The sequence below is a fragment of the Mesorhizobium sp. WSM4840 genome, assembly GCF_055811755.1.
This window is the reverse complement of sequence record NZ_JBVVQD010000010.1, coordinates 85,081-111,228: the sequence shown is the minus strand read 5'-3', so window position 1 is coordinate 111,228 and position 26,148 is coordinate 85,081. Positions and strand designations below refer to the sequence as shown.

Here is a 26,148-nt window from a genome sequence, read left to right as displayed (position 1 = left end):
CTTTGCTTAAATTGATTAGAGAGGAAGCCGGATGTCTAAAGCCGCCGAAATCGACATCGTGTCCGTTTCGAAGATCTATGGCGCTACGACTGCCGTCGAAGACATCAGCCTGAAAATCCCCGCGGGAACCTATTGCTGCCTGCTCGGGCCGTCCGGCTGCGGCAAGACGTCGACGCTGCGCATGATTGCCGGGCACGAAAGCATATCGAGCGGCGACGTGCGTCTCGGCAATATTGTAGTCACCGATCTGCCGCCGGCCAGGCGCGGCACCGCCATGATGTTCCAGTCCTATGCGCTGTTTCCGCATCTCGACCTGATCGACAATGTTGCGTTCAGCCTCAAGATGAAGGGTGTCGGCAAGGGGGAGCGCCGCGCCAAGGCGCTCGTCATGCTGAAGCTGATGCAGATGGAAGCCTATGCCGGCCGCCGCCCGGCGCAGCTTTCGGGCGGACAGCAGCAGCGCGTCGCGCTGGCCCGCGCGCTGATCACCGACCCCGAGGCGCTGCTGCTCGACGAGCCGCTCTCGGCGCTCGATCCGTTCCTGAAGATCCGCATGCGGGCCGAACTGAAGAAGCTGCAGACGTCGCTCGGCATCACCTTCGTCCACGTCACCCACAGCCAGGAGGAGGCCATGGCGCTCGCCGACCTGATCGTGGTGATGAACGACGGCCGCATCGAGCAGGCGGCGCATCCGCGCGTCGTCTTCGAGCGGCCGGCCAGCGCGTTCGTCGCCCGTTTCATGGGCGATCACAACGTTGTCTCCGGCCGGGTGACCGGCAGCCGCGACGGCATGGTTGTTTTCGATGTGCCTGGCGGCGTCTCGCTTGCGGCCAGCGGGCAGGGCAGGGCGATCGGCGAGCCGATCGATATCGCCATTCGCACCGACCATGTGCGGATCGGCGACCCGCCGGCCACCGGGCTGGGCTTCACCGGCATCGTCTCCAACATCGAGTACCGCGGCTCGACCGTGAAGCTCTCGGTCAATGGCGCCGGCATCGAGGATTTTACGGTGATCGTCGACGACACCAGCTTCTTCGCCAAGCCGGTGGCCGTCGGCGACGCCGTGCCGATCGCCTGGGATGCCGAGGACGCGATCGTCCTTGGCCGCCTCGATTCCTGAACCAGAACAACCAATCAAAACAGGGGAACTAACATGACCAATACCACCGACAAGAAGACAGGAATTTCCCGCCGCTCGCTGCTCAAAACAGGTGCCGCCGCCGTCGGCTTTGCCGCCGGCTCCGGCGTCATATCAGGCTTCCCGACCATCTGGGCGCAGAACCCGATCACGCTGCGCCAGTTCGGCACCGGCGTGTCGAACCTCAACGCCATCGCCGACAAGTGCAAGGCCGACCTCGGCATTACACTGGAGATGACCGCGACCGATTCCGACGCCGCCGCCCAGCGCGCGGTGACCCAGCCGGACAGCTACGACATCGCCGACATCGAATACTGGATCGCCAAGAAAGTGTATCCGTCCGGCGTGATGCAGCCGATGGATGTCAAGAAGTTGAAATATTACGACAAGATCGTACCGCTTTTCATCACCGGCAAGCTGACGCCCGACAGCGTCATTGCGCAAGGAACCGCGCCGCACACCGTCGGTTTCGTCGAGGCGCAGGACGCCAAGACCTTCGCCAAGGAGCCGACCCAGTGGATGACGATGGTTCCGACCATCTACAATGCCGATACGCTGGGCATCCGCCCCGACCTTGTCGGTCGCGACATCACCACCTGGGCCGATATCATGGATCCGGCCTTCAAGGGCAAGGCCGCCATCCTCAACATCCCGTCGATCGGCATCATGGATGCGGCGATGATCATGGAAGCCATGGGCAACATCAAATATGCCGACAAGGGCAACATGACCAAGGAGGAGATCGACAAGACGATCGACTTCCTGATCAAGGCCAAGCAGGACGGCCAGTTCCGTGCGTTCTGGAAATCGTTCGACGAGAGCGTCAACCTGATGGCTTCAGGCGAAGTGGTCATCCAGTCGATGTGGTCGCCAGCAGTCGCGGCGGTGCGCTCCAAGGGCATCGCCTGCAAATACCAACCGCTCAAGGAAGGCTATCGCTCATGGGGCGGCGGCCTTGGCCTGGCGGCGCACCTCAAGGGCGCCCAACTCGATGCCGCCTACGAATACATCAACTGGTACCTGTCCGGCTGGGTCGGCGCCTATCTCAACCGCCAGGGCTATTACTCGGCCGCCATGGACACGGCCAAGCAGTTCATGTCCGAGGACGAATGGGGCTACTGGGTCGACGGCAAGCCGGCCAAGGGCGACATCATGGCGCCGGACGGCAAGGTCATGGAGAAGGCAGGCGCCGTGCGCGACGGCGGCTCCTTCGTCGAGCGCATGGGCAAGGTCGCCTGCTGGAACTCGGTCATGGACGAGGACCGCTACATGGTGAGGCGCTGGAACGAATTCATCGCTGCTTGATGCAAGGCAGCAATAGCTGAGATGTTGCATTCCTTCGCGCCCCCCTCTGTCCTGCCGGACATCTCCCCCTCAAGGGGGGAGATTGCGCCGTCATCTCTGCTTTCGCCAATTGCCAATGCTGCTAGGGGAGACCAATCGGCGGAGCTGCCAATCTCCCCCCTTGAGGGGGAGATGTCCGGCAGGACAGAGGGGGGCGCGAAGGATCACAGCTTGCCACATTATCGGCCCTCCGCGACACTTCAGAGCTGTTCCGGATGACCGTGGCTCTCGACCAGCCTCTAGCCGCCGCCAAACCCGCCAGGCGCGGCCGTTTCTCGATCGGCGCGATCGTCCCCTACCTCCAGGCGACACCGCTGGCGCTGATCCTCGGCGCATTCCTTTTGCTGCCGATCCTGATGATCGCCGTGGTCTCCTTCTGGGACTACGACTTCGCGGCGATGTACCCGGATTTCCTGACCACCAACTATTCCGACACGCTCGGCTCCTGGGTCACCTGGAAAACCTATCTGAACACGCTGAAATATGCCGCCATCGTCTGGGCGCTGACGCTGCTTATCGGCTTCTGGGTCGCCTATTTCCTCGCCTTCCATATCAGGACCACCGCCATGCAGATGGTGCTGTTCCTTGTCTGCACCGTGCCGTTCCTGACCTCCAACATCATCCGCATGATCTCGTGGATTCCGGTGCTTGGCCGCAATGGCCTGGTCAACACGACGCTGGTGCAGATCGGACTGATCCCGAAGCCGATCGAGTGGCTGCTCTATTCCGAATTCGCCGTGGTGCTGGCCATGGTGCATCTCTACACGCTGTTCATGGTGACGCCGATCTTCAACACGCTGATGCGCATCGACAAGTCGCTGATCGAGGCCGCGCGTGACGCCGGCGCGTCCGGCTGGCAGGTGTTGTGGAACGTCATCATCCCGCTTGCCAAGCCCGGCATGGCGATCGGCACCATCTTCGTCGTCACGCTGGTGATGGCCGATTTTTCGACGGTGCAGGTGATGTCCGGCGGGCAGAGCGCTTCCGTCGCGCTGATGATGAAGAACCAGATGTCGCTGCTACAATACCCCGCGGCCGCCGCCAACGCGGTCGTGCTGCTGGTGCTGGTGCTCTTGATGGTCGCGGGCATCCTGCGCATCGTCGATATCCGCAAGGAGCTGTGACGTGAGCCACGACAAGCGCACCCTCGAATTCTACGTGCTGGCGGCCTTCTTCGCCCTTTTCGTGCTGTTTCTCTACGGCGCGCTCTCGGCCATCCTGATCCTCTCCTTCCAGGGCGAGAATGGCGGGCTGACATTTCCGCTGAACGGCGTTTCGCTGCACTGGTTCGCCAATCTGTTCGAGCGCCAGGCGGTCGGCGATTTCGGCGGCAGTTTCAAACGCTCCTTCATCCTTGGCCTGATGGTGATGATCGTGACGGTCGGCGTGTCGCTGCTTGCCGGTCTGGCCTTCCGCCAAAAATTTCGCGGCGCCACCGCATTGTTCTATCTGGCGGTCGCCAGCCTGGTCGTGCCGTCGATCATCATCTCGCTCGGCATCGGCGTCGTCTTCCAGCAGGTCGGCTTCCGCCCCGCCTGGTACACGTCTGCCTTCGGCGCGCATCTGACCTGGACCTTGCCTTTCGGCGTGCTGATCATGTTCGCCGTCTTCAACCGGTTCTCGCCGGCCTATGAGGAGGCCGCGCGGGACTTGGGCGCGACGTCTTGGCAGACCTTCGCGCATGTCGTCCTGCCGATGATCGCGCCCAGCCTGATCGGCGTCGGCTTGTTCGGCTTCACACTATCCTATGACGAGTTCGCCCGCACGCTGATGACCTCGGGCACCTTCAACACGCTGCCGCTCGAAATCTACGGCATGACGACGAATGTGACGACGCCGGTGCTCTATGCGCTGGGCACCGTGACGACCGTATTTTCCTTCCTGGTGATCCTGCTGACGCTCGGTGCAATCGTCTATGTCGGCCGCCGCCGGGCGCGTATTTGAGAGCCGCAGTGCAAATCCTCGTTGTCAATCCGAACACCACCGCCAGCATGACCGAAACCATTGCAGCGGCGGCGCGGCTCGTGGCCGGCGCCGGCACGGACATCGTCGCGGTCACGTCGTCGATGGGGCCAGTATCGATCGAAGGCTATTATGACGAGGCGCTTGCCGTGCCGGGCCTGCTGGTCGAGATCGCCGCCGGCGAGCGGTCGGGCGCGCAGGCTGCGATCGTCGCCTGTTTCGACGACACCGGCCTCGATGCCGCGCGCGCCATGGCCAACATTCCGGTCATCGGCATCTGCGAGGCAGCGCTCAGCACGGCCTCGTTCATCGCCCAGCGCTTCAGCGTCGTCACCACGACCGAGCGCTCGCGCGTGCCGGTCGAAGGGCTGGTGCAACGCTATGGCATGGCGGGGCGGGCACGCGTGCGCGCTGCCGATATTCCGGTTCTTGCTCTCGAAGACCCGGCATCGGACGCGATCCTGAAGCTGCGCGGCGAGATCGCGCGCGCGCTCGAGGAGGATCGCGCCGAGGCCATCGTGCTCGGCTGCGCCGGCATGGCCGATCTCGCAGCCGAGCTGCAGCGGGAGTTCGGCGTTCCGGTCATCGACGGCGTCGGCGCCGCGGTCAAGCAGGCCGAGGCCCTGATTGCGCTTCGCCTGTCGACGTCCAAGCGTGGCGCCTATGCAAATCCGCTGGCAAAGCCCTATCTTGGTGCATTGAAATCCTTCGCCCCCGGTATAGTTGCCGCCGAGTGATCGCAATGCGCCGAACGATCAGAACGCTCGCACTTGAAGAAGTGGAAATCCTTGTCGACTGGGCGGCAGCGGAAGGCTGGAATCCCGGCCTTGGCGATGCCCTGGCGTTCCAGGCGGCGGATCCAGAGGGCTTCATCGGCGCCTTTGTCGATGGCGAGATGGTGGCCGGTATTTCGGCCGTGGCCTATGGCGACGATTTTGGCTTCATCGGTCTCTACATCTGTCGGCCGGACAGGCGTGGAGAAGGTCATGGCAAGGCGGTCTGGGATGCCGGCATGGCGCGGCTCGGCGACCGTACGATCGGCCTCGATGGTGTCGTCGAACAGCAGGCCAACTACCGCAGCATGGGTTTTGCGCCGGTCTACCGGACAATCCGGTTCGTCGGAGCACCGAACGGTCCGAAAGCCACCGACAGTGACATTTGTGCCATAGGCCCGGAACTCATGCCCGATGTCCTGGACTACGACAGCCGGTTCTTTCCCGCTCCGAGGCGATCCTTCCTGGAACACTGGCTGCGCCCGCCGCACGTCGCGCTGGCGATCGTTAGGGATGGCGCCATCGAGGGATACGGCGTCGCGCGCCGATGCCGGGACGGTTGCAAGATCGGGCCGCTTGTTTCCAACAGCCTGGACGCGGCAAGCCGTCTCTTCGGAGCGCTCGCCGGCATCTCCGGACCCGGAAATGTCCATCTCGACGTGCCCGAGACCAGCGGGCAATTTGCAGCTCGGCTGACGTCCGCCGGCCTTCAACCGGGTTTCGAAACGGCTCGAATGTACAAGGGAAAAGCGCCGCAGCTCGCGCAGTCCGGCGTCTTTGCGATAACGACCTTGGAACTTGGTTGATTGAACCCAGGCCAACCCTAATACAGCGGTTTGGCCATGTGCCGGGGCGTTGGCCATTCGGTTGTGATCCCGGGCTGCACCGGCCGCTCGAGATAGGTAGACAGAACCACATAGCTTCGCGTCGAGGTCACGCCAGGCGTTTCGTAAAGCCGCGACAGCAGGCCTTCGAGCGCCCTTGTGTCCTCGGTGCGGACCTTGATCAGCATGCATGTGTCGCCGGCCACCGAATGAATCTCCTCGACTTCGGGGTGCTCGGAAATCGCCATCAGTTCGGGGGTCTTTCCCCAGCCCTTGGTGTCGATGTGCACGAAAGCGAGCAACGGCTTGCGTACCGCCTTGGGATCGATGATCGCCGCGGTGTTGCGAATGGCGCCGCTGCGCCGAAGCCGCTTCACCCGTTCATGCGCTGCCGGCGGCGACAGGCCGACACGATCACCGAGCTCGGCATAGCTGATCGTGGCGTCGTCGACCAGAACGCCTAATATCTTTCGGTCGGTTGCGTCGACATCGCGGGCAGCAGGCCTGTTCTGCAGAATGCCATCTGTTTCTTCATCCATGGTGAAATTCCTTATTGATACAGAATTTAATACGGCGATTATCGTCGTATGACGAACAGTGATCAAGTCGCAACATTGACGGCAAGGCCGCCTGTCCCGGCGCTCGCCTATCTGCTCACCGGATGCATTGCCGTGATCGGCTCGAACTCGCTGGTCCTCGGTCCGATAGCACCGGCGGTGGCGGCGTCGTTTACGACGAGCGTGCCGGCCGTCATGATCGCGTCCGCCGCGTTCGGCCTCGGGACATCCGCAAGCGCCTTGTTCCTGGCGCGCTATATCGATCGGCTTGGCGCTCGCCGCATGCTGCAAGGGGCGTTGCTGCTGCTGGCGATAGCGCTCCTCGCCAGCGCCGCCGCGCCGACGGTAACAGCGCTGGTTGCGGCCCAGCTTCTCGCCGGCATCGCCGCGGGCGTCGCCATGCCGGCAATCTACGCCAGCGCCGCTGCGATCGCGCCGCTTGGCCGCGAAAGCGGGACGATCGGCGTCGTGCTGACCGGATGGACCCTGAGCATGGTGGCCGGCGTCTCATTGTCGGCGGTGCTTGCCGATCTGCTGCATTGGCGCGCTGTTTTCGCGGCGGTCGCGGTCCTTGCTGCGCTTGCATTGGCCGGTCTTACGCTGACGGCGCTGAGCGACGTCAGGAAAAGCGGCCCGGCTCCGACGCCGCTTGGCGCTTTGGCCGTGCCCGGCATAGTGCCGCTTCTGGTCGCCTGCGGTGCCTTCATGACCGCCTTCTACGGCGTCTATGGCTATCTTGGCGATCACCTTCACAACGACTTGGGACGGCCGGTCAGCGCCAACGGGTTGGCCGCGCTCGCCTATGGCGTTGGCTTCGGGATGGCGGCACTTCTTGACGGCGTGATCGATCGCCTCGGCGCGCGACGAGTCATGCCGTTCGCCTATCTGCTCGTCGCGATCGTCTATGTCGCGCTTGCCGTGGCAAGCAGCAGTTTCCATCTGACCATAGCGATCGTGGCGGTCTGGGGCCTTGCCAATCATTTCGGCTTGAACGTCCTGGTGATGCGGCTTTCGGCGCTCGATCCGGCGCGGCGCGGCACGATCATGGGTTTGAACAGCGCGGTGACCTATCTCGCGGTGTTTGTCGGCACCACGGCCTTCGGACCGCTTTATTCCAGCTTCGGCTTTGCGGCATCGGCCATGGTTGCAGCCTTGCTCATGCTGGTTGCCGCTTCGGCGGCGGCGCGGCATTCGCCGCGGTAGCCGCGAACCATCGCAAGTCGCCGGTTCGAGCCACGCGGCGGCAGAGCTTGCGCCCCCCTCCTGCCCTTCGATAAATGCAAATGAAAGGCCACAGCGTCCGGAACGGCGCTGTATACCGCTATCCGGCTGTGAGCCGATCTGGACATGCGATGAACACGACGCTTGAAACCACCGCCGACCCTTCGCCGAAAGAACTCGCTTTTCTCGGGGAGCGACTCAGCGCGTTCAACGACAGCGACGTCGGTCCGGCAGAGAGAACGGCGCTCGCGGTGTTCGTACGCGATGAGCACGGCGCGGTTGTCGCCGGCATCTCGGGATATACCGCCTGGGGCTGGCTCTATGTGCAATGGCTCTGGGTTGATGAGCGACTGCGCGGCCAGCACATGGCCGGCAGGATGCTGGACGCAGCCGAACAGGAAGCCGTCGCGCGCGGCTGTCATGGCGCCTTGATCGACACCTTCAGTCCCCAGGCGGTCAAGGCCTATGAGCGTCAGGGATATCGGCCATTCGGCGCGCTTCCCGATTTTCCCGTCGGCCGCAGCCGCGTCTTCTTGCAGAAGAAATTGTCGACTTGATCAGCCGGCAAGGCGTCCGCCGCGCATCGGCTGTGGCACCCCGGTGGTGGTCGGGAAGCTGATCGGCAGGCCCCTGAGCACGCGAACTGCAAGGAAGGCAAAGCACTCAGCCTCCACAGCGTCACCTTTCCAGCCAAGGGCCTCCGCTGGCACGGCTTCGACGCCGGCGCGGCTGGCAAGCATGGCCATGATCGTCGGGTTGTGGCGGCCGCCACCGCTGACCACCAGCCGCTTCGGCCGATGCGGCAGAAGGTCGAGCGCCTTGCCGACGGCTGCGGCGATGAAGGCCGTCAGCAGCGCTGCACCATCCTTCGCATTCAACCCATCCGCCATGGCCGCGCCGAAATCGAACCGGTCCAGCGATTTTGGATAGGGCTTGGCCAGATAGGGATGCTGCAAGAGCTTGGCCAGCCGGGCTTCGTCCACGGTGCCGGCGCGGGCCAGAGCGCCGTCGCGATCCATTTCGCCAAGCCCTTTCGATTTGATGAAATCGTTCAACGGCGCATTGGCCGGTCCGGTGTCGAAAGCGACGACATTGTCCTTGCCGTCCCACCAGGTGATGTTGGCGACGCCGCCGAGATTGAGCACGGCCGTGTCGCCGCCGGCGTCGGCATCGCGCAGCAGCGCGGCATGATAGGCCGCGGACAGCGGCGCGCCTTGCCCGCCGGCGCGCATGTCGGCCGAGCGGAAATCATAGGCCACTTTGGTTTCCAGAATAGAATGCATCAACTCGCCATCGCCGAGCTGGCGGGTCTGGCCGAGCCGGCCGACTTGCGGGGCGCGATGCAGCACGGTCTGGCCATGGAAGCCGACGACGCCGATATCGGCCATCGTCAGCCCGTAGCTTTCGACCAGGTCCTTGACCGCTGCTGACTGGGCGCGCGTCAGCGCTTCTTCGGCTTCGCGAAAGATTGCCGGCTCCGGCCCGGCAAAATTCCACGCCCTGGCCTGATCCAGCGTATCCTCCAGCAGCGTCCGGATTGATCTGGGGTAGGGCGCCAGCGTGTAGGTGCCGAAATCCGCGATCCGCTCGCCGTCGGTCTTGATCAGCGCAACATCGATATTGCCGTCCAGCACGGTGCCGGTCATCAGGCCGACGGCCCAGATTGGTTCCCCACTTTTCGCAATCATCACTTGTTAGGCTCCGTTGACGAGATCGCCGACCGATTGGCGAATCTCGATAATCCCGCTGTTGACGTGTCGGATGGATCCGGTTGGTGAGCAAGGTCCATGCCTTGCCTTTGTCGAAGTCGATCCGTCCTGTATACCAGTATCCCGGTATCCAGGCGGCTTCACAGCGTCTTTTCGCCTATCGCCTTTCGCAGAAACCCGCCCGCATTGTCGAGCGCCTTCCGCGCCTCTTCGATGCCCATCCCGGTGATTGTCACCAGTATCGCCAGCTTGACGTCTTTGCCGGTCTGGTCGAGCGCCCGTCGTGCCTGCTGCGCTGTGCAGCCGGTGGTCTGCATCACGATCCCAACCGCCCTGGCGACGAGCTTTTTGTTGCTGGGATTAAGGTCCACCATCAGGTTCTGATAGCTCTTGCCGATCCGGATCATGCTGGCTGTCGTCAGCATGTTGAGAACCAGCTTTTGCGCGGTCCCCGACTTCAACCGGGTCGAGCCGGCGAGAACCTCGGGGCCAACAAGCGGAGAGATGGCAATGTCGGCAATGCCGGCAATGACTGACCTGGGATTGCAGCAAAGCGCCACGGTCGTTGCTCCCACCTGCCTTGCATAGGTCAAGCCGCCAATGACGTAGGGTGTGCGGCCACTGACCGCGATGCCGACCACCACATCGTCGGCGGTCAACTTGATGTCCTGCAGTGCCTTCATGCCTTGTTGCGGATCATCCTCGGCGCCTTCCACGGCCCGCACCAGCGCATTCGGGCCGCCCGCGATCAGGCCGAGCACCATGTCCTCGGGCACGCCAAATGTTGGCGGACACTCCGAGGCGTCGAGAACTCCCAACCGGCCGCTCGTGCCGGCGCCCATATAGACAAGCCGCGCGCCTTTTTGAAACGCACTAACGATCCGGTCTACCGCGGCAGCAATTTCCGGAATGACCTTCTCGACGGCGGCCGGAATGCCGCTGTCCTCGTCATTGATCATGCGCAGGATCTCGATGGTCGGCAGCAGGTCGATATCCATCGTCCTCGGGTTCCGATCCTCGGAAACCAACCGCTCCAGCTCCGACATCAACTCCTGTTCATTCATCCGCTTACTTTCAAACTTCTTGCCATCGGCAATAAGTAATGTGATGCGGCGCCAAGCGTTGACCAGTACCAGCGGCTGGCGTTGGCGGACCCTGTTGGTCCAAACAAATGTTGACAACATCATCTGTTGTTGATCAAAGTTCAGCCATGAATTGCGCGGGCCGGGGTGAGGCGATGGACGACCTTGGAGCACAGGAACAGGCAGTGCTGGATCTCATCGCGGCGAACCCTTTCGCCGGCCAGCAGGATATAGCGACCGCGCTCGGCATTGCCCGCTCGACCGTCGCGGCCCACATCGTGCAGCTGGTCAACAAGGGCTACATTCTTGGTCGCGGCTATGTGTTGCCGGCCTCCAAGCGCATGATCTGCATCGGCGGCGCCGTCCTGGACCGCAAGTACCACGCCAAGAAGGATCTGATCTTCGGGACGTCGAACCCGGTCGACGGCTATCGCAGCTTCGGCGGCGTCGCCCGCAACGTCGCCGAGAACCTTGTCCGCCTCGGCGTCGACGTAAGCCTCGTTTCGATTGTCGGCGACGACGAGACCGGCCGCTCGCTGGTGCGCCATCTGCGCGACCTCGGCGCCGACGTCAGCCAGGTGATCACCACAACGGAGCGGCCAACGGCGGAATATGCAGCGATCCTCGACCTCAATAATGATCTCGTGCTCGGCATCGCCGACATGGAGATATTCGATCTGTTTTCGCCCTCCTATCTCGACCGCTTCTGGCCGCATCTGGCTTCGGCGACTTGGGTGTTCATCGATTGCAACCTGCCGGCTGCGACGATCAAGTCGCTGATGTCACGCAAGCAGGGCGCGCGCTTCAAGCTCGCCGTCGACACGGTCTCGTCGCCGAAATCGGCACGGCTGCCGAAGGACCTGTCCGGCATCGACCTTTTGTTCACCAATCGCGACGAGGCCAACACGATGCTTGGCATCACCGATGCCGACAAGCGGCTTAAGCCGAAGGAGGCTGCTGCGGCGCTGCGCGCGGCCGGCGCCAGCGAGGTGATCGTGACCATGGGCGCTCATGGATTTGCGGTGGCTACCGAGAGCGGCGTGGCGACGATGCGTTCCGTCCCGGCCCGCGCCGTCGACATCACCGGTGCCGGCGACGCGATGATTGCCGGCACCATGTACAAGGTGCTTTCGGGAGATCCCGTTCCTCACGCTGCGCGCACCGGCGCGCTGCTCGCCACGCTGACCACCGAGAGCGAATCCAGCGTTCATCCCGATCTGTCGCCGCGCTTCCTCACCGCCGGCATGTACCGCATTCCCGCCTGAACGCGAGCCGAACCCTGAAAGCGAAATGACGATGAAACCTTCCCTTCTCCACCTGAACGACGAAGTCGCGGCAGCACTTCGTGAAGGCCGCGCGGTGGTGGCGCTGGAATCGACGATCATCACCCATGGCATGCCCTATCCGGCCAATCTGGAGACTGCGCGCGGCGTCGAAACCGTGGTGCGCGAGAACGGTGCGGTGCCCGCCACGATCGCGGTGGTCGCCGGCAAGATCAAAGTCGGGCTCGGTGACCGGGAGCTGGAGCAGCTGGCAGCGGCACAAGACGTGGTCAAGGCATCCGGGCGCGACCTCGCCGCCATCATGGTGGGCGGCGGGTCGGCCGGAACCACGGTTTCGGCGACGATGCGGATCGCCGCACTCGCCGGGATCGGCATTTTCGCGACGGGCGGCGTCGGCGGTGTGCATCGTGGCGCCGAGGCCACTTTCGATATCTCGGCCGACCTGACCGAACTCGGCCAGACCGGCACGACCGTCGTCTGCGCCGGCGTGAAATCGATCCTCGATATTGCAAAAACGCTGGAATATCTGGAGACCCAGCGCGTGCCGGTGATTGCCTATCAGAGCGACGATTTTCCGGCCTTCTATACGCGCTCCAGCGGACTGAAAGCCGATCACCGCCTCGATACGCCCGAGGACATTGCGCAGGCCATGCTGCTGCACGAGCAGATCGGCTCGGGCACCGGCATCCTCGTCGCCAATCCAATTCCGGAAGTGGATGCGCTCGATCCGGCCTTCATCGACGGCACGATCACGGCAGCGGTGGCAGAGGCCGAGAAACGCGGCATCGGGCGCAAGGAACTGACGCCGTTCCTGCTCGCCCGCGTCAACGAGCTTTCGCAGGGTCGCAGCCTGAAGGCCAATATCGCGCTGGTCCGCAACAACGCCGCGCTCGCTGCCCGCATTGCCGTGGCGCATGCGGGATTGAAGCCCGTGGGCAGATAGACTCAAGCACCCGGCCAGCGCTACCGGCCTTCGATCTCCAGCCTCATTGGGGCGGCACGTCACGTATGCTAGCCGCCGGCGCGAGGTCGAAGACCCGCCCGGCATTGAGAATATTGTTCGGATCGAAAGCCGCCTTCAAGCGCCGCATGGCCGCGATCTCGGCATCGCTGCGCACGAGGTGCAACCATTCCTTCTTGTCGAGGCCGATGCCATGCTCGGCCGAGACGCCGCCGCCAGCCGCAGCGACGCCCCGATAGACGATGTCGTATGCGGCCGCCGGATCCACGGTGCGCACCTGATAGTGCAGATTGCTATCGCCGAGATGGCCGAAGACGTAGATGTCGGCATTGCGGTCAACGGCCTGGACCGCAGCTTCCGCTTCCCGCAGGAAAGTGCCCATCCTCGCCAGCGGGATGCTGATATCGACGCCGACCAGGCCTTTTATCGAAAACAGGAAACGATTGGCGTCCTCTCGCACCGCCCACAGCGCGCGGAATTCGCGCGGCGACTGCGAGACCACCACGTCGTCGATCACACCGTCCTCGACCGCCTGCATCAGCACAGCGGCAAAACGTTCACCGTCGCGGTCGGGCTCGCTGCCCTGTATCTCGGCGAGCACATAGACGGGCGAGCCGACGGGCAGCGGCGCAGGCGCATCCATGCCGGCGACCATGGCGCCATAGAGCGGCGCGAAATTCACCTCGTAGGCCGAGAGCAACGGTCCGAGCTTTTGCCTGAGCAGCCCGAGCAGCGCGATCGCCGCATCGAGCGACGCAAGCGCACAGAAGGCGTTGATCTCGGTGGCCGGCTTCGGGTGCAGGCGCAGGCAGGCGCGCGTGACGACGCCGAGCGTACCTTCGCTGCCGACGAAGAGCTGGTTGAGATCATAGCCGGAATTGTCCTTGGGCAAGCCCTTGAGCGACGTCAGGATGCTTCCGTCGGCAAGCACTGCCTCCAGGCCGAGCACCTGTGCGCGGTACATGCCGTAGCGCAGCACGCGGATACCGCCGGCATTGGTGGCGACATTGCCGCCGACCGTGGCCGTGCCGCGCGCGCCGATGTCGACGCCGAACAGCAAGCCGGCCGCATCGGCCGCGTCCTGCACCATCTGCAGCGGCGCGCCGGCCTCGGCGACGATCGTCACCGCCTCGCGGTCGGGGGTCTCGATCGCCGTCATGCGCTCCAGCGACAGCACCGCTTCGCCGGGCTGGATGCGAGCCGCACCGGCAAGCCCGGTTCGGCCACCCTGGACGACAAGCCTCTGCCCCACCTCGTTGCACAGGCGCAGTATGTCCGACACCTCGCCGGTCTTGCGCGGACGCAGCACGAACTCCGGCAGTGCGCCGGTCTTGCCGTCGGGATCTTCCCTGTAACGCGGTCCGGCCTCGTCGGCCGAAACGATCGCTGATCTGTCCAGCCGTTTTTCCAGCCGCGACAGGAGCTCGGCAACCTTCTGTGACATGGGGCTCACTCGTTCGCCCTAGGCGCTTCGGCCTCGGCGCGAACCAACTTGATGTCGGCTCCCGCCGCCCAGGCGCCGATATCTTCCCGGCGCAATTCCGCCGCCATCATGTCCGGAAACAAATCCGGCGTGCAGGCGAAGACCGGAATGCCAAGTGCGGCAACCGAACCTGCCATTGCCGGATCGTAGCCGGGCCGGCCTTGGTCGGTCAGTGCCAGAAGCACGACGACATTGACGCCGGATCGAACCAGCGCCGCCAGCCGCCGCAGCAACTCCTGGCCATTGCCGCCTTCGTAGAGGTCGGTGATCAGCACCAGATGCGACTTGGTTGGCCGCTCGATACGGTCGGCGCAATAGGCGACGGCCTGGTTGATATCGGTGCCGCCGCCAAGCTGCACGCCGAACAGCACTTCGACGGGATCGCTGAGTTCTTCGGTAAGGTCGACGATGGCCGTATCGAAACAGACGAGCTTGGTGCGCACGACCGGCAGCGAGGCCATCACCGCCGCGAAGATCGAGGCGTAGACGACCGAGCTTGCCATCGAGCCGGACTGGTCGACGCAGAGAACGACTTCGTCAAGATCGACCAGCCGGCGCTGCTTGCGCATGAAACCAACCAGCTTCTCCGGCACGATAGTTTTGTGCTCGGGCTGGTAGTGGCGAAGGTTCGCCGAGATGGTGCGCTGCCAGTCGATATCGCGCGCACGCGGACGGTTGGTGCGCTTCGATCGGTCGATCGCGCCGCGTATCGCCTCGGCGGTCTTCTGCTCCAGCTTCTGCATCAGCTTGGCGACGATGTCGGCGATGATCGTGCGGGCGATGTCCTTGGTCTTGGCCGGCATGACCGAGCGGAGCGAAATCAGGTCGGCGACCAGGTTGACGTCCGCCTCGATCGCCTTGAGGAACTCCGGCTCCATCAGCATCTGCTTCAGGTCCAGTCGTTCGAAAGCGTCCTTCTGGACAATCTGAACGACCTGCGCGGGAAAGAAGGAGCGAATGTCGCCCATCCATTGCGCAACGCGCGGTGCCGAGCGGCCAAGCCCGCCACGCCGCTTGCGCGGGTCACTGGCCGCCGCGCTGGCACCATCGCCGTAGAGAGCATCGAGTGCCGCCGAAAGTCGTTTGTCGTCGCTGGAAAGTGCCGCCGACGCCTCGTCATCGGCGCCGATCGCCAGGCGCCAGCGGCGCTCCCCTCCGGCATCTGCAGTGAGTGGGCCGGGCCCGTTCATTTCGCCCTCGTCATCCATTGCCGTTTCCTCCCATGAGCAATGGTCCAAGCCGTTCCAGGTGTCGGCGCCATGCCTCGCCGCCATCCGGCGTCGGCGTCAGGCCAGCCGGCAAGCGCGCGGCGCGGCCGAGAACCGCTTCGATCAGCCGCCGGCGCTCCATGCTGTCCAGATTGGAAAAGACGCGGCGCAGCAACGGCAGGTGCGCGATGAAAGCATCTTCGTCGAGAGATTTGAGCCAGGAATCGACCGCGCCGCGCAGACCTTCGTCATAGATCAGCCGTTGACCGGCTGTGCTGAAGAAGCCCTCGAAGAACCCTGCCGCCTCGGCGACCGGCGTGCCCGGCGACAGGCGTCGCCCGAGCAGCCCGGCTGCGGCTTCGGCGGACAGGCGGCCGGCCTCGTAGAGCGGGTGCGCGGCGCATCCGGCCAGCAGCGCCGTCGCCCGCGACCCCTCCAGCACGGCAGCCAGCCCGTTGCGCCATCCGTTCAGCACGTCTTCCCCGGGCTCGACCAGTCTGATCGCCTCATCGGCCTTGCGCATCGCGCTTGCCAATGTCGCGGCGGCCTGCTCATCCAGATCGCGTGCAGCGTAGGGAAGCGCGATCGCACCTTCGACGATCAGCCGCTCCATGAGGCCGGAAAGCCGGTTCGTCTCCGTTTTGCGGGCCTCGCCGTAGCGGATGATGTCGGCGAGCGGCGGCACCGAGGCCAGAATCTCCAGGCATTCGCTGCTGCGCGCCGCGCGCGCCTCCAGGGCCGCGAGACCGGCCGTCGCTGCTTCCGACAGGCCTGCCGTGATGGCACCCTGGACCAGTGCCGCAAGCGTATCGAGGGTCGCCGCCGCTTCGATCATCTGGATCAGGCGGCCGTTGGCAGCCTTTTCGATGGTCGGCCCGTAGATCAGGTTCTCCACCAGGCGAACGGCATATTCCGGCTCCCAGGCCAAGGTCCATCGCTCGCGGAAGGTGCCACGGCTGCGACCGGCGTCCGTCAACTTGCCCCAATGCACACCAAGCACGTTCAGCCGATGCAGCAATGTCGAACGAAACAGCCCGCTGTCGCTTCGCAGGTCGACGGATAGTTCCCGCTCCAGCGCTTCAGGTTTCAGCCGCGCCGCCTTCTGGTTGCGCTGCAGATCCTCGATCAACGGCGCCAACGGCGTGTCGGGTGGAATTTCGCCGACGTCCGCACCTAGAAGCAGCTCGGCCTCGACCAGGGCCCACAGCAACGCTTCGCCATTGAACAGAGCCGCAATTGCGGCGTCGCGCAATTCCTCAAACCCGGGTTTCGGCCGCTCGCGAATTGCGGCGAGCGTCCGGGCGAGCCGCTCGGCCTCGATCAGCGAAGCGGTCGAGACCAGGTGACCCTTCACCCGCAGCACCGCTGCAATCATTGCAAGCCACAAGGTTGCTGCATCGCGCCGGCCGCGCGTGCGCCAGAGATGCTTGCACCAGCCGGGTGCGACGACGCCCGCGCCATAGCCGTAGCCCAGCGCCAGACGCGGTCCCGTCCACGGCGCCCATGTCATCGTGCTCTTGCGCCTTGCAATCCCCTTAAGCAGGGCTCGATCGTTTTTCTGCGTGTGTGTCGCCTGCAGTGCCGGCACATGCCACGCCCCGCAGACGACGGCGATAGTTCCGTCGAATTCTTTGCGCGCCGCAGCGATTTCGAGCCGCATATGCGCTTCGCGCTGGGCCTCGAACTGCGCGATCGAGGCTTCACCATCCCTCAGCGTCATCATCGCGTCGGAGATGGCGGCGAATATCGGGCCTGGTTCCGGATTCTGCTCGATGATGTCCGACCACCAGCTTTCGCCATCCTCATAGCCGGCGGCGCGGGCCAGCGTGCCTATCGGATCACGCCGATGCGGATCCACATCATCACGCTCGCTTGATTCCTTCGCTTCGCCGGCATCGACTTTTTCCGCGCCGTCGACCGCCGCTTCCGAGAAGCGCGCCGACGACGGCAGGTCGATGAAGCGCAACGCCGCCTTGTTGTCCACGGCCCAAAGGACCGCCTGATATTCCGGCGAGAACTCGGCGAATGGCCAGAAGCTTGTCGAAGCCGGTTCCTCCTCCGGATAGCAAAGCAGTGCTACAGGCGGCTGCATCTCCGGGCGGGCCAGCAACGGCAGTAGCGCGGAGGCATCGATCGGCCCCTCGATCAGCACGGCGACCGGCTGCAAATCTTGCAATGCCTGCACAAGGCTGTCGGCGGAACCCGGCCCGTGATGGCGTATGCCGAAATAGGCGACGTCGCTGTGCCCCATGGCGCGTCAGATCGCTGCGTTCAAGGCCGCATAGTAGCCGGCATAGTCAGGCCGCTTCTTGAGCACTGTTTCCAGATATTCCTCAAGCACTGCCTTGTCCTGAACCGGGTCTTTCACGATCGCGCCGACAAGGCTGGCGGCGAGACCTTCGGCGCAGAGCTTGCCGCTGTCGAACCACGCCGCCTGGCTCAGCCCGCCAACCATCGTGGCGATCGCCTCGGCGGTCGACAGCGAGCCCGAGGGCGTCTTCAGCGTCACCTTGCCGTCGGCGGTCGCACCGGCCCGCAATTCACGGAAGATGGTCAATACCCGGGCTATCTCCTCGCCGACATTTTTCGGCACCGGCAGGTCGAGCCCGCCGGCCATCTCATCGACTCGCTTGGAGACGATCGCCACCTCTTCAGCCATGTCTTCCGGCAATGGCAGCACCACGACATTGAAGCGACGCTTGAGTGCCGAGGAGAGTTCATTCACACCTTTGTCCCGGTTGTTTGCCGTGGCGATGATGTTGAAGCCGCGCTGGGCATAGATTGATGTGTTCAATTCCGGGATCGGCATCATCTTTTCGGAAAGTACGGTGATCAGCGTGTCCTGCACATCCGAGCCCATGCGCGTCAGTTCCTCGAGTCGGCAGAGCTTGCCGGTCTGCATGGCGCGGTAGAGCGGCGTCGGCACCAATGCTTCCTGGCTCGGGCCCTTTGCCAGAAGTTGTGCATAGTTCCAGCCATAGCGGATCTGGTTCTCGTCGGTGCCGGCCGTGCACTGCACGATCAGCGTCGAGTCGCCCATGATGGCGGCGGCCAGATGTTCCGACACCCAGGATTTGGCCGTTCCGGGAACGCCGAGCAGCAACAATGCGCGGTCGGTGGCGAGCGTTGCCACCGCGGTCTCCATCAGTCGGCGGCGACCGACATATTTTGGCGTTACCGGCGTGCCGTCACCGGCCTTCCCGCCCAGCAGATACGTCAGCACAGCTTGTGGCGAGAGGCTCCAGCCGGCAGGCTTTTGCCTGTCGTCACCGCGCGCTAGCGCCTGCAATTCAGAGGCATAGGCCTGCTCGACCGGGAGACGGATGGCAGCGTTCATATGAATTCTCCGGATTGATCATGTGTCGGTTTTAGATTGATGTTCGGCCAGCGCCGCGTTGAGACGCAGGACACTGAGTGATGGGGCTGCGGGCGGCATGCCGGCTGCGACGACCTCGTCGATCAATTTTGCCGCTGTGGTCGCTGTGGCAAGGAAGCCGATCGTTTCCAGTATATCGTCGGCGCCCCGGCGCATGGCGTCGTCGTTTCCCGCTACGGCGGAACGCAGCGCCGCAAGAGCCGACCCATTCGAAAGATCGTCCCATTCCAGCCAGCCAGCATCAATGCCTTCCGCCAGATTGATCGCGTTGAGGTAATTCGTTTGCTTGAGGATCAGCCGGACGAGGGCTCGTTTTCTGCGACTGTCCAGGCGCGGCGTGAGGTGCAGTACGAACAGCGCTGGCTTGCCGCCATCGGCGACAAGTGCGTCCGTCATATGCGTCACCGCGGCGTCGCTCCCCGAAGCGGCGACCATTCGTGCGATCAGGATGTCAGCGTTGTTGTCGGCGCCGAATTGCCAGGCTCCTATGAACTCAGGTTCGGTAGCACTGAACCGCGCGGCCAGGTCGACCAGATTGCAGGTCTCGAACAATTCGGCGCGACGCTTTTCCTGCGCCGGCGATTTCAACTTCGCCGGCGTGTAGATGCTGCGGCGGCGGATGAAGCCGGATTTGCCTTCGCTGATGAAAGCGGCGAGTTCAGCTGCGGGATCATCCGGTCCGCCATCGTTTGAACGGCCGTGCTCCCCCAGCCTTGCCAGCAGCCGGCCAGCCAGTTCACGCACCTTGCCGGACCTGTCGGCGGAGAGGCTTTTAAGGAACGGCGCGTCCTCAGGATTCAGGCCGAAGCGCATGAGCTCAATGAGCGCAAGCCTGACCTCGGCGGGCTCGCCCGATGCCTTGGCCTCGACCAGTATTCGAGCCGAAGCCGGTTCACTGCGGCGCATGTCTGCCAGCGCGATGCGTCGCGCGGCAGGATAGAACTCATCCCAATTTTTCGCCGTCAGTTTCTCTTGCGGGGCATGTTTCTCCCCGTCCAGGCTTGCTTGCCAGTCGATCCAGGGAGCGTAGACGTCCGGACTGTTCTGATCCGACGCGACGGGCATCCAGTCCATCGGATGAAGCACAAAGCCGCGGCTGGCGACAAGCGTCACCACGCGCGTCTTGCGTCTCGCGTCGACGGCGTGTTTCAGAGCGGCTCTCAACAGCGGCCGCAATCGCTCCGGCAGCATAGGGGGCGCAAGCCTGGGCAGCGGCGGCCGGCGCTTGAGCGTCTTCGGCGCCGCAGGCCGCAGGGCGACATCAAGCGCCTGTGCTGCGATTGCCAGGAGCCGGCGCTCCTGCTCGTCGGCACTTGCACCGCCGGCGATTGTCTTCCAGGCTGTCGGAGCCAAATCGAAGGTGGCACCGCCGGTGATCCAGCAATCGCGCATTGTCGCCAGGCCTGTTTGCTCGCCCTCGTTCACGACAGGTCAAGCCTCCCGAATCCGCTTTGAGCCGCCAGAAGGTCAAGCCGGGCGCCATCCCAGAGCGCTGCCGTGGCCACAAGGTCGAGGCCGAGCAATGTTTGATTGACAGCGCCTGCGATCGGCAAGGCGATCCCTTGCGGATCATCCGCGGCCTGCCACCAGCCTGTGCCGCGGTCGTCGACCAGGATCGCACCAGGCGGCAGCATGAGAGGACAATCGGTAATCCAAGGCGCAGCATCCTGATAGGAAGCATGCGTGGCGAGTGGGTCCTTTGCGTCGCCAAAGCTGAAATCAGGCCATGCGCCGGACATCACTTCACCCATGCGTTCCGCCACCAGTGCACGCAGCGGTTTGCGGGCTGGATAGAAGACCAGCCGGGCATCGAAACGATCACCCGGAGCAAAAGCGTTGGACCGGCGTCCGGCAGAAGCCGGAAAATAATCGAGCAGCACGGCAAATTGCGGGGTAGTGCTCTTCAGATCGAGCAGCCAGGTCGAATGGCTGACGAGACCGTCACGGCGGCTCTCGATCTTCTCGCCCAGAACCTCCCAGAAGCTTTCGACCTGTCTTGCATCGGGACTGGCTAGAACCTGTTCGCGGGTTTCCGATGTCGATACGAGGCGCTTCAATTCGGGATCATCCGGCGCCGCCCGCCACGCCTTGGCCAGCAGCACAAGCTTGCCGAGCTCGCGGATCGCCGCATCCGGTTTTTCCTCGCCGCGCAGCGCCATCAGCCGCGATGGGATCTCGTCGATGCGACCGGCAAGCGCGGTCGCCTTCATGTCGACCAGCCGCGCGGCAATCCGGCGGCAACGGTCGCTGCTGCCGTCGACAAACCCGGAAAGACCAAGCCGCAACTGATCGGCGATCCATTGATCGAGTTCATCGAGCGCCGCCGACACTGCTTGTCGTGTGTCTTCCGCCCGCTTGCGCTGCGCTGCCTCGCGACGCTCCACCGCCGCAACGTCTTCGACGGCGGCGTTTTCGTCCGTCCGTGCGGCGTCATCGATGCTTTTGGCTGCCGCACCTTGTATCGACTGCGCTGGCGCTGGCGTCGTCTTCCTGCGCCTGCCAAGCCAGTCATTCACCCATTCCGGCGAGGATTCGGCCGCGGCAAAACTGGCTGGTGCGGTGGCGGCAATCCACATCAGGGCCAGCGTGTGCTTGCACGGGAATTTTCGCGACGGGCAGGTGCATTTGTAGCCGTGATCGCCCGTGTCGACCACCACCCGATATGGATTGGAGCCGGAGCCCTGGCATTCACCCCAGATGAGCGCCTGCTGCTCATTCTTTTCGAGCCGCGGCCAGTTCGATCGCTTGGTCAGCTTGGAGGCGGCGCTCAGCGACGCCTGATCGGGAGCAAGCGCCTCAATGGTCTTCAAATCGAATTCCAAGCCGCGCCCCTCGTGACTCGAACCAAACCCCTGTCGCCAGGATAGATAGCCGTTTGTGAAGAATTATTGTAGCTCTCGTGAAGCGAAGATTGATACGTCTCGGCCCCTATTCTCCTAATGTGCCCGAATCCGCCTGATCCGCAAGCGAGGTCCGCCGTCATTCGGCGGGCAGAGCATTTCCAGCAAAACGCTGCGTTTGGCGTCGGAAGCCCAGTTGTGCGCTCAGTGGACGGGGCAGGCCTTGGCGGCCCGTTCAGGTGGGGTCGCCTGAAGCAAAGAGGGGCGTCAGCCTCTGCTCTTCAGGAACTCGATCACCATTGCCGCCGTCCAGGTGAAACGGCCGCCGCCGAGCGGTTCGCCGCTGAGCGGGTCGTAATATTCGGCAAAGCCGCTATCGGCGATGAGGTCGAGGCTGGACTGGGTGATATGCCGGGCGACATCAGCATAGCCGGCAGCGCCAAGGCCGTCGGCGATCATGTAGTTGACCACCAGCCAGACCGGCCCGCGCCAATAGCGCTTGGCGTCGAAGCGCGGATCATCGAGGTCGTGCGACGGGACGATGTAGCCTGCCTTGCCGGCGATACGCTCGATGGTGGCGGCGATTGCAGCGATACGGGGTTTCGGGATGGCCGAGAAGACCGGCAGGATGCCTCCGACGGAGGCGCTGTCGACGAGCTTTCCGGCGACGCGGTCGAGGCAGAGATATTGGCCGTAGGTATCGCTCCACAGCCGCTCCATCGCCGAAAGCCCTTTTTGGGCGCGGCTGCGGTTAGCGTCGGCGATCTCCATTTCGCCAAGCGTCTCGGCGAGATCGGCAAGGTCGGCCGCTGAGCGGATCAGGATGGCGTTGAAGCCGGGATCGACGATCTGGAAGGGTGAGGCATCGTGCAGCTTTGCATTGTCCCAGCCAAGTGCGCGAAAATGCTGCAGCAGCCAGAGGTAGCGGTCATATTGCGCCTTGGTCGGCCGGTGCGCCGGGTCGGCATGCAAGGTGTCGCGGCGCGTATAGGGCTCGACGCCTTCGGTCGGCACGCGCTCGAAGGCATGGTCCCAGTCGATGGAATTGTCGCGGCCGGACTCCCATGGATGGATAATGGCGACCAGTCCTTCGTCTCTTGGATCGCGGTTTTCGTAGAACCAGCGATGCCAGGCGTCGATCTTCGGCAGCAGCGCGCGGGCGCGCTCGGCGGCCAGTTTCTTGTCCCTGGCCCGGTCGAACAGGCGGCGAACGGCAAAGCCCGCCACCGCCGGCTGGGTGATGCCGGAGGTGGCAGTCGGGCGATTGGTCCTCCAGACCTCCGGTCCGGGGAAATAGCTGTCGTTCAGGATATGGAAGACGATATGCGGCACCATGCCGTCCGGCCATTGATGGGCGAACAGCGTCTCGATCTCGGTCCAGGCGCGCGCCTCGTCATAGTGGGCAAGACCGAGCGCGGTCAGGCAGGAATCCCAGTTCCACTGGAACGGATAGAGGCCCTTGGTCGGGATGGTATAGTCGCCGTGGTCGTTTTCCCTGAGCACCTCGACGGCACGGGCGATGGTTTCGTTGACGGCAAGAGAGATCATTGAAGCGTTCGTACTTTCAGGATTGAAGGGCGTTGGCGCGATTGAAGGGCGTTGGCGGGATCAAAGGGCGTTGGTGGTTTCAGGATCGAACCAGCGGATGCGATCGGCTTTGGGCGCAAGTCGCAGGTGGTCGCCGACGGCGATCGCGGCATCCGATTCGAGGATGGCGCGAAACAGCCCACCCTCGACATCGCAGGTGACCAGCGTGTGCGGACCGAGCGGCTCGACGACGCGCACGGTGGCATGCAGCCCCTCGTCACCTGCGTCGACATCTTCGGGGCGAATGGCGAATTCAATTTTGTGCTTGTCCGATTTGGGGCCGGGCAGCGTCAGGCCGGCGACGGTCCAACTGCCGTTCGCAGTCTTCGTCGCGGGGATGAAATTCATCGGCGGATTGCCGATGAAGGAACCGACGAAGCGTGCGGCCGGATTGCGATAGACCTCGACCGGCGAGGCGGCCTGGACGATGTGGCCCTGATGCATGACGGCGATGCGGTCGGCGAGGCTCATCGCCTCGACCTGATCGTGAGTGACATAGATGGTGGTGGTCTTGGACGCGGCGAGCACACCCTTGAGTTCGGCGCGCATTTCGAGCCTGAGCAGCGCGTCGAGATTGGACAGCGGCTCATCCATCAGGATGACGTCGGGCTCCATGGCGAGCGCGCGGGCCACCGCCACACGCTGGCGCTGGCCGCCGGAAAGCTGGCCCGAATAGCGTTTCAGCAATTGTTCGATATGCATGAGCTCGGCGGTGCGGGTGACGCGGCGTTCTACCTCTTGCTGCGGCAATCTCTTCATGCGCAGGCCGAAAGCGATGTTTTCGAACACTGTCAAATGCGGAAAGACCGCATAATTCTGGAACACCATGGCGATGCCGCGGTCGCGCGGCGGCAGATGATCGACGCGACGGCCGCCGATCCAGACCTCGCCTTGGCTCGGCGTTTCCAATCCGGCGACGATCCTGAGCAATGTCGTCTTGCCGCAGCCCGAGGCGCCGAGCAGCACCATGAACTCCTGGTCGGTAATGGTGAGGTCTATCGAATGCAGCGCGGTGAAGCCGCCGAAGCGTTTGGCCACTTGTTTTATGGCGATCTCAGCCATCGGCTTTCTCCCTATCGCGCGTCATCGGTTGGCGATCCCCCACATGGCGAACAGGTATTTGCGGACGGCGAAAATGAAGATCAGCGCCGGGATGACCAGTGCCGCCCCACCGGCGAATTTGAGGTAGAGCGGCGACTCGCCGAGGCTCTGCAGCAGGAAGGCGGTCAGCGTCCGGTTCTCTATGGTGAGCACGGCGGCGGCAAACACCTCGTTCCAGGAGATGGTGAAGGCAAAGACCGCCGAGGCCGCGATGCCGGGCAGTGCCAGCGGCAGGATGACCTTGCGAAACGCCTGCAGACGGGTGCAGCCGAGCGTCCACGCCGCTTCCTCGAGCTCTATCGGAATGCCTGAGAACAGCGAAAAGGTTATCAGCACCGCGAAGGGTAGCGCCAGCGTGGTGTGGACCAGCGCCAGCCCGATGGCGGTGTCGTCGAGACCGGTGCGGATGAACATCACCGCAAGCGGCAGCGCCAGCAGCGGCAGTGGAAAGGCGCGGGTCATTAGCACCAGGAAGCGGAACGTGCCCTTGCCCGGAAAATCGAAGCGCGACAGCGCGTAGCCGGCGGGCGCGCCGAACCCGATCGAGAGGATCATCGTCAGCGTGGCTACCAGGACCGAGTTCCACAGCGCCCTGCCGACGCCGGCGAAATTGATGAAGAAAGACAGGCTGCCGAAATCGAAGGAAGGGAAAGAAGCGTTTCGGAAAGGCAGTAACCTCTTCCGGCGACGACAAGGCATTGACTATCAGGAGATAGATCGGCAGCAGCACCCAGACCGAAAGCAGGATGACGGTGGCGACCAGCAGCCAGTTGCCGGCCTGGCTGGTCGCGGGCGCGGCGATTGGCATCTCTGCGACGGCGCTCATATGCGCGCTTCCTTCGGCACCCGCAGCACCCGCAGGAAGAACAGCGTGAGCCCGACCGAGATGGCGAGGATGAGCAGGGCGAAGGCGGCGGCAACGTTGCGGTCCTGCAGCGAGAACTGCCAGTTGTAGGTCTCACCCATCAATACCGGCAAATTGGTGCCGCCGAGCGCCGCCACCACGGCGAAAACCTCGAAGGCGAGGATGACGCGCAGGATGATCGCCGTCTGCAGGCTGGGGCGCAGCAAGGGCAGCGTGATCTTGACGAAGCGCTTCCACGGGCTCGCGCCAAAGACCTCGGCCGCCTCGTGATACTCCCGGGGGATGAGCCCCATGCCAGCGACCAGGATGACCATCATGATCGCAGTCGCGCGCCAGATCTCGGCCAGTATCACTGCGACGAAGATGGTCAGCTTGCTCTGGTAGCCGAGGAACATGACGGGCCTGTCGACGAGGCCGAGGTTCGACAGCAGAGTGTTGAGGAAGCCGGACTGGTCGAAAATGGCGAGCCAGATCAGCCCGGCGGCGAGATCGGAGATGCCGAGCGGAATGGCGAAGATGTAGAGCGCCGCACCCCGCCCGGTTTCAAGCCTGGACACGACCGTAGCCATCAACAGCGCCATAACCAGTTGGATCGGCACGACGATGGCTGCGAGCAGGATGGTGTTCCAGAAGGCGACCGGGAATTTCCAGTTGCCGGTCATGGTTCGAAAATTGTCCAGCGTGAAGCCGCCGTCACGGGTGAAAGCCTCAAAGGCGACCAGCGCGAACGGGTAGAGGAAGAAGACGCAAAGGAACAGCGTCGCCGGCATCAGCAGCAGATAGGGCAGGGCCTTGCCGTGCATGGCATGTCCTTTGGCGTGGTGCGGCTGGCGC

At 63.7% G+C, this 26,148-nt stretch carries 22 protein-coding genes and 2 pseudogenes; 10 read left to right on the top strand and 14 right to left on the bottom strand.

The features are described from left to right. The first annotated feature begins 31 nt into the window (after window positions 1–31). From AC0L3I_RS15680 to AC0L3I_RS15655, 6 genes are all read left to right on the top strand, one after another. The gene (locus AC0L3I_RS15680) at window positions 32–1,120 is read left to right on the top strand and encodes an ABC transporter ATP-binding protein (protein ID WP_473527458.1); all 1,089 of its coding nucleotides are present in this window, start codon (window positions 32–34) and stop codon (window positions 1,118–1,120) included. Between the two features lie 33 nt (window positions 1,121–1,153). Further along, window positions 1,154–2,443, top strand: a complete 1,290-nt coding sequence (locus AC0L3I_RS15675; protein WP_473527457.1) for an ABC transporter substrate-binding protein — start codon at window positions 1,154–1,156, stop codon at window positions 2,441–2,443. 254 nt (window positions 2,444–2,697) lie between these two features. After that, window positions 2,698–3,606 (top strand): ABC transporter permease, encoded by a 909-nt coding sequence (locus tag AC0L3I_RS15670; protein ID WP_473527456.1) that lies wholly within the window; start codon window positions 2,698–2,700, stop codon window positions 3,604–3,606. A 1-nt stretch (window position 3,607) separates the two neighbouring features. After that, complete coding sequence (locus AC0L3I_RS15665; protein ID WP_473527455.1) at window positions 3,608–4,426, top strand: ABC transporter permease; 819 nt, start codon at window positions 3,608–3,610, stop codon at window positions 4,424–4,426. An 8-nt stretch (window positions 4,427–4,434) separates the two neighbouring features. Further along, entirely contained in the window at window positions 4,435–5,181 is a 747-nt protein-coding gene (locus AC0L3I_RS15660; protein WP_473527454.1) for an aspartate/glutamate racemase family protein, read from the top strand. Between the two features lie 5 nt (window positions 5,182–5,186). Continuing rightward, window positions 5,187–6,023 carry a GNAT family N-acetyltransferase gene (locus tag AC0L3I_RS15655; protein WP_473527453.1) on the top strand — a complete coding sequence of 279 codons (837 nt, stop codon included), beginning with the start codon at window positions 5,187–5,189 and terminating at the stop codon, window positions 6,021–6,023. Between the two features lie 17 nt (window positions 6,024–6,040). Here AC0L3I_RS15655 and AC0L3I_RS15650 read toward each other — a convergent pair whose 3' ends face one another. After that, on the bottom strand, window positions 6,041–6,580 hold the full coding sequence (locus AC0L3I_RS15650) for an Lrp/AsnC family transcriptional regulator (RefSeq protein ID WP_473527452.1): 540 nt from the start codon (window positions 6,578–6,580) through the stop codon (window positions 6,041–6,043). A 48-nt stretch (window positions 6,581–6,628) separates the two neighbouring features. Here AC0L3I_RS15650 and AC0L3I_RS15645 point away from each other — a divergent pair, with 48 nt between their 5' ends. Further along, entirely contained in the window at window positions 6,629–7,801 is a 1,173-nt protein-coding gene (locus AC0L3I_RS15645) for an MFS transporter (protein WP_473527451.1), read from the top strand. A 149-nt stretch (window positions 7,802–7,950) separates the two neighbouring features. Continuing rightward, on the top strand, window positions 7,951–8,376 hold the full coding sequence (locus AC0L3I_RS15640) for a GNAT family N-acetyltransferase (protein WP_473527450.1): 426 nt from the start codon (window positions 7,951–7,953) through the stop codon (window positions 8,374–8,376). Here AC0L3I_RS15640 and AC0L3I_RS15635 read toward each other — a convergent pair whose 3' ends face one another. The 3 genes and pseudogenes from AC0L3I_RS15635 to murQ all read right to left on the bottom strand — a co-directional run bounded on the left by AC0L3I_RS15635 (window position 8,377) and on the right by murQ (window position 10,592). Then, window positions 8,377–9,507, bottom strand: a complete 1,131-nt coding sequence (locus AC0L3I_RS15635; protein WP_473527530.1) for an anhydro-N-acetylmuramic acid kinase — start codon at window positions 9,505–9,507, stop codon at window positions 8,377–8,379. Window positions 9,508–9,513: 6 nt separating this feature from the next. Next, window positions 9,514–9,631 (bottom strand): annotated as a pseudogene (locus AC0L3I_RS15630) (esterase); the annotation flags it as partial. A 37-nt stretch (window positions 9,632–9,668) separates the two neighbouring features. Further along, window positions 9,669–10,592: an N-acetylmuramic acid 6-phosphate etherase gene (gene murQ, locus AC0L3I_RS15625; protein ID WP_473527529.1), complete on the bottom strand. Its 924-nt coding sequence runs from the start codon at window positions 10,590–10,592 to the stop codon at window positions 9,669–9,671. A gap of 173 nt (window positions 10,593–10,765) precedes the next feature. Between murQ and AC0L3I_RS15620 the strand changes: the two genes are divergently transcribed. Next, entirely contained in the window at window positions 10,766–11,875 is a 1,110-nt protein-coding gene (locus tag AC0L3I_RS15620; protein ID WP_473527449.1) for a carbohydrate kinase, read from the top strand. A 31-nt stretch (window positions 11,876–11,906) separates the two neighbouring features. After that, the gene (locus AC0L3I_RS15615) at window positions 11,907–12,836 is read left to right on the top strand and encodes a pseudouridine-5'-phosphate glycosidase (protein WP_473527448.1); all 930 of its coding nucleotides are present in this window, start codon (window positions 11,907–11,909) and stop codon (window positions 12,834–12,836) included. A 43-nt stretch (window positions 12,837–12,879) separates the two neighbouring features. Here AC0L3I_RS15615 and AC0L3I_RS15610 read toward each other — a convergent pair whose 3' ends face one another. From AC0L3I_RS15610 to AC0L3I_RS15565, 10 genes and pseudogenes are all read right to left on the bottom strand, one after another. Next, window positions 12,880–14,298: an FAD-binding oxidoreductase gene (locus tag AC0L3I_RS15610; RefSeq protein ID WP_473527447.1), complete on the bottom strand. Its 1,419-nt coding sequence runs from the start codon at window positions 14,296–14,298 to the stop codon at window positions 12,880–12,882. A 5-nt stretch (window positions 14,299–14,303) separates the two neighbouring features. Further along, window positions 14,304–15,545: a VWA domain-containing protein gene (locus AC0L3I_RS15605; protein WP_473527446.1), complete on the bottom strand. Its 1,242-nt coding sequence runs from the start codon at window positions 15,543–15,545 to the stop codon at window positions 14,304–14,306. Next, entirely contained in the window at window positions 15,538–17,796 is a 2,259-nt protein-coding gene (locus AC0L3I_RS15600) for a DUF5682 family protein (protein ID WP_473527445.1), read from the bottom strand. Before AC0L3I_RS15600 ends, AC0L3I_RS15605 begins: the two co-directional genes overlap by 8 nt. A 6-nt stretch (window positions 17,797–17,802) precedes the next feature. Beyond that, a complete protein-coding gene (locus AC0L3I_RS15595) occupies window positions 17,803–18,882 on the bottom strand; it encodes an ATP-binding protein (protein WP_473527444.1) in 1,080 nt (359 codons plus the stop codon). 18 nt (window positions 18,883–18,900) lie between these two features. Beyond that, entirely contained in the window at window positions 18,901–20,346 is a 1,446-nt protein-coding gene (locus AC0L3I_RS15590; protein ID WP_473527443.1) for a DUF5691 domain-containing protein, read from the bottom strand. Continuing rightward, window positions 20,343–21,743 (bottom strand): SWIM zinc finger family protein, encoded by a 1,401-nt coding sequence (locus tag AC0L3I_RS15585; RefSeq protein ID WP_473527442.1) that lies wholly within the window; start codon window positions 21,741–21,743, stop codon window positions 20,343–20,345. The genes AC0L3I_RS15590 and AC0L3I_RS15585 overlap by 4 nt, the downstream gene beginning before the upstream one ends. A 285-nt stretch (window positions 21,744–22,028) precedes the next feature. Next, on the bottom strand, window positions 22,029–23,309 hold the full coding sequence (locus tag AC0L3I_RS15580) for an amylo-alpha-1,6-glucosidase (RefSeq protein ID WP_473486064.1): 1,281 nt from the start codon (window positions 23,307–23,309) through the stop codon (window positions 22,029–22,031). A gap of 60 nt (window positions 23,310–23,369) precedes the next feature. Beyond that, a complete protein-coding gene (locus tag AC0L3I_RS15575) occupies window positions 23,370–24,410 on the bottom strand; it encodes an ABC transporter ATP-binding protein (RefSeq protein WP_473527441.1) in 1,041 nt (346 codons plus the stop codon). A 21-nt stretch (window positions 24,411–24,431) separates the two neighbouring features. Then, window positions 24,432–25,275 (bottom strand): annotated as a pseudogene (locus AC0L3I_RS15570) (carbohydrate ABC transporter permease). Beyond that, window positions 25,272–26,117, bottom strand: a complete 846-nt coding sequence (locus AC0L3I_RS15565) for a carbohydrate ABC transporter permease (RefSeq protein WP_258119457.1) — start codon at window positions 26,115–26,117, stop codon at window positions 25,272–25,274. Before AC0L3I_RS15565 ends, AC0L3I_RS15570 begins: the two are co-directional and overlap by 4 nt. Window positions 26,118–26,148 lie beyond the last annotated feature (31 nt).

Bases quoted from the DNA above. Each gene is read 5' to 3' on its own strand.
- AC0L3I_RS15580 (WP_473486064.1), bottom strand. From the start codon at position 23,309: ATGATCTCTCTTGCCGTCAACGAAACCATCGCCCGTGCCGTCGAGGTG.
- AC0L3I_RS15680 (WP_473527458.1), top strand. From the start codon at position 32: ATGTCTAAAGCCGCCGAAATCGACATCGTGTCCGTTTCGAAGATCTAT.
- AC0L3I_RS15615 (WP_473527448.1), top strand. From the start codon at position 11,907: ATGAAACCTTCCCTTCTCCACCTGAACGACGAAGTCGCGGCAGCACTT.
- AC0L3I_RS15650 (WP_473527452.1), bottom strand. From the start codon at position 6,580: ATGGATGAAGAAACAGATGGCATTCTGCAGAACAGGCCTGCTGCCCGC.
- murQ (WP_473527529.1), bottom strand. From the start codon at position 10,592: ATGAATGAACAGGAGTTGATGTCGGAGCTGGAGCGGTTGGTTTCCGAG.
- AC0L3I_RS15670 (WP_473527456.1), top strand. From the start codon at position 2,698: ATGACCGTGGCTCTCGACCAGCCTCTAGCCGCCGCCAAACCCGCCAGG.
- AC0L3I_RS15605 (WP_473527446.1), bottom strand. From the start codon at position 15,545: ATGGATGACGAGGGCGAAATGAACGGGCCCGGCCCACTCACTGCAGAT.
- AC0L3I_RS15635 (WP_473527530.1), bottom strand. From the start codon at position 9,507: ATGATTGCGAAAAGTGGGGAACCAATCTGGGCCGTCGGCCTGATGACC.
- AC0L3I_RS15610 (WP_473527447.1), bottom strand. From the start codon at position 14,298: ATGTCACAGAAGGTTGCCGAGCTCCTGTCGCGGCTGGAAAAACGGCTG.
- AC0L3I_RS15595 (WP_473527444.1), bottom strand. From the start codon at position 18,882: ATGAACGCTGCCATCCGTCTCCCGGTCGAGCAGGCCTATGCCTCTGAA.
- AC0L3I_RS15640 (WP_473527450.1), top strand. From the start codon at position 7,951: ATGAACACGACGCTTGAAACCACCGCCGACCCTTCGCCGAAAGAACTC.
- AC0L3I_RS15620 (WP_473527449.1), top strand. From the start codon at position 10,766: ATGGACGACCTTGGAGCACAGGAACAGGCAGTGCTGGATCTCATCGCG.
- AC0L3I_RS15675 (WP_473527457.1), top strand. From the start codon at position 1,154: ATGACCAATACCACCGACAAGAAGACAGGAATTTCCCGCCGCTCGCTG.
- AC0L3I_RS15565 (WP_258119457.1), bottom strand. From the start codon at position 26,117: ATGCACGGCAAGGCCCTGCCCTATCTGCTGCTGATGCCGGCGACGCTG.
- AC0L3I_RS15600 (WP_473527445.1), bottom strand. From the start codon at position 17,796: ATGGGGCACAGCGACGTCGCCTATTTCGGCATACGCCATCACGGGCCG.
- AC0L3I_RS15645 (WP_473527451.1), top strand. From the start codon at position 6,629: ATGACGAACAGTGATCAAGTCGCAACATTGACGGCAAGGCCGCCTGTC.
- AC0L3I_RS15655 (WP_473527453.1), top strand. From the start codon at position 5,187: ATGCGCCGAACGATCAGAACGCTCGCACTTGAAGAAGTGGAAATCCTT.
- AC0L3I_RS15575 (WP_473527441.1), bottom strand. From the start codon at position 24,410: ATGGCTGAGATCGCCATAAAACAAGTGGCCAAACGCTTCGGCGGCTTC.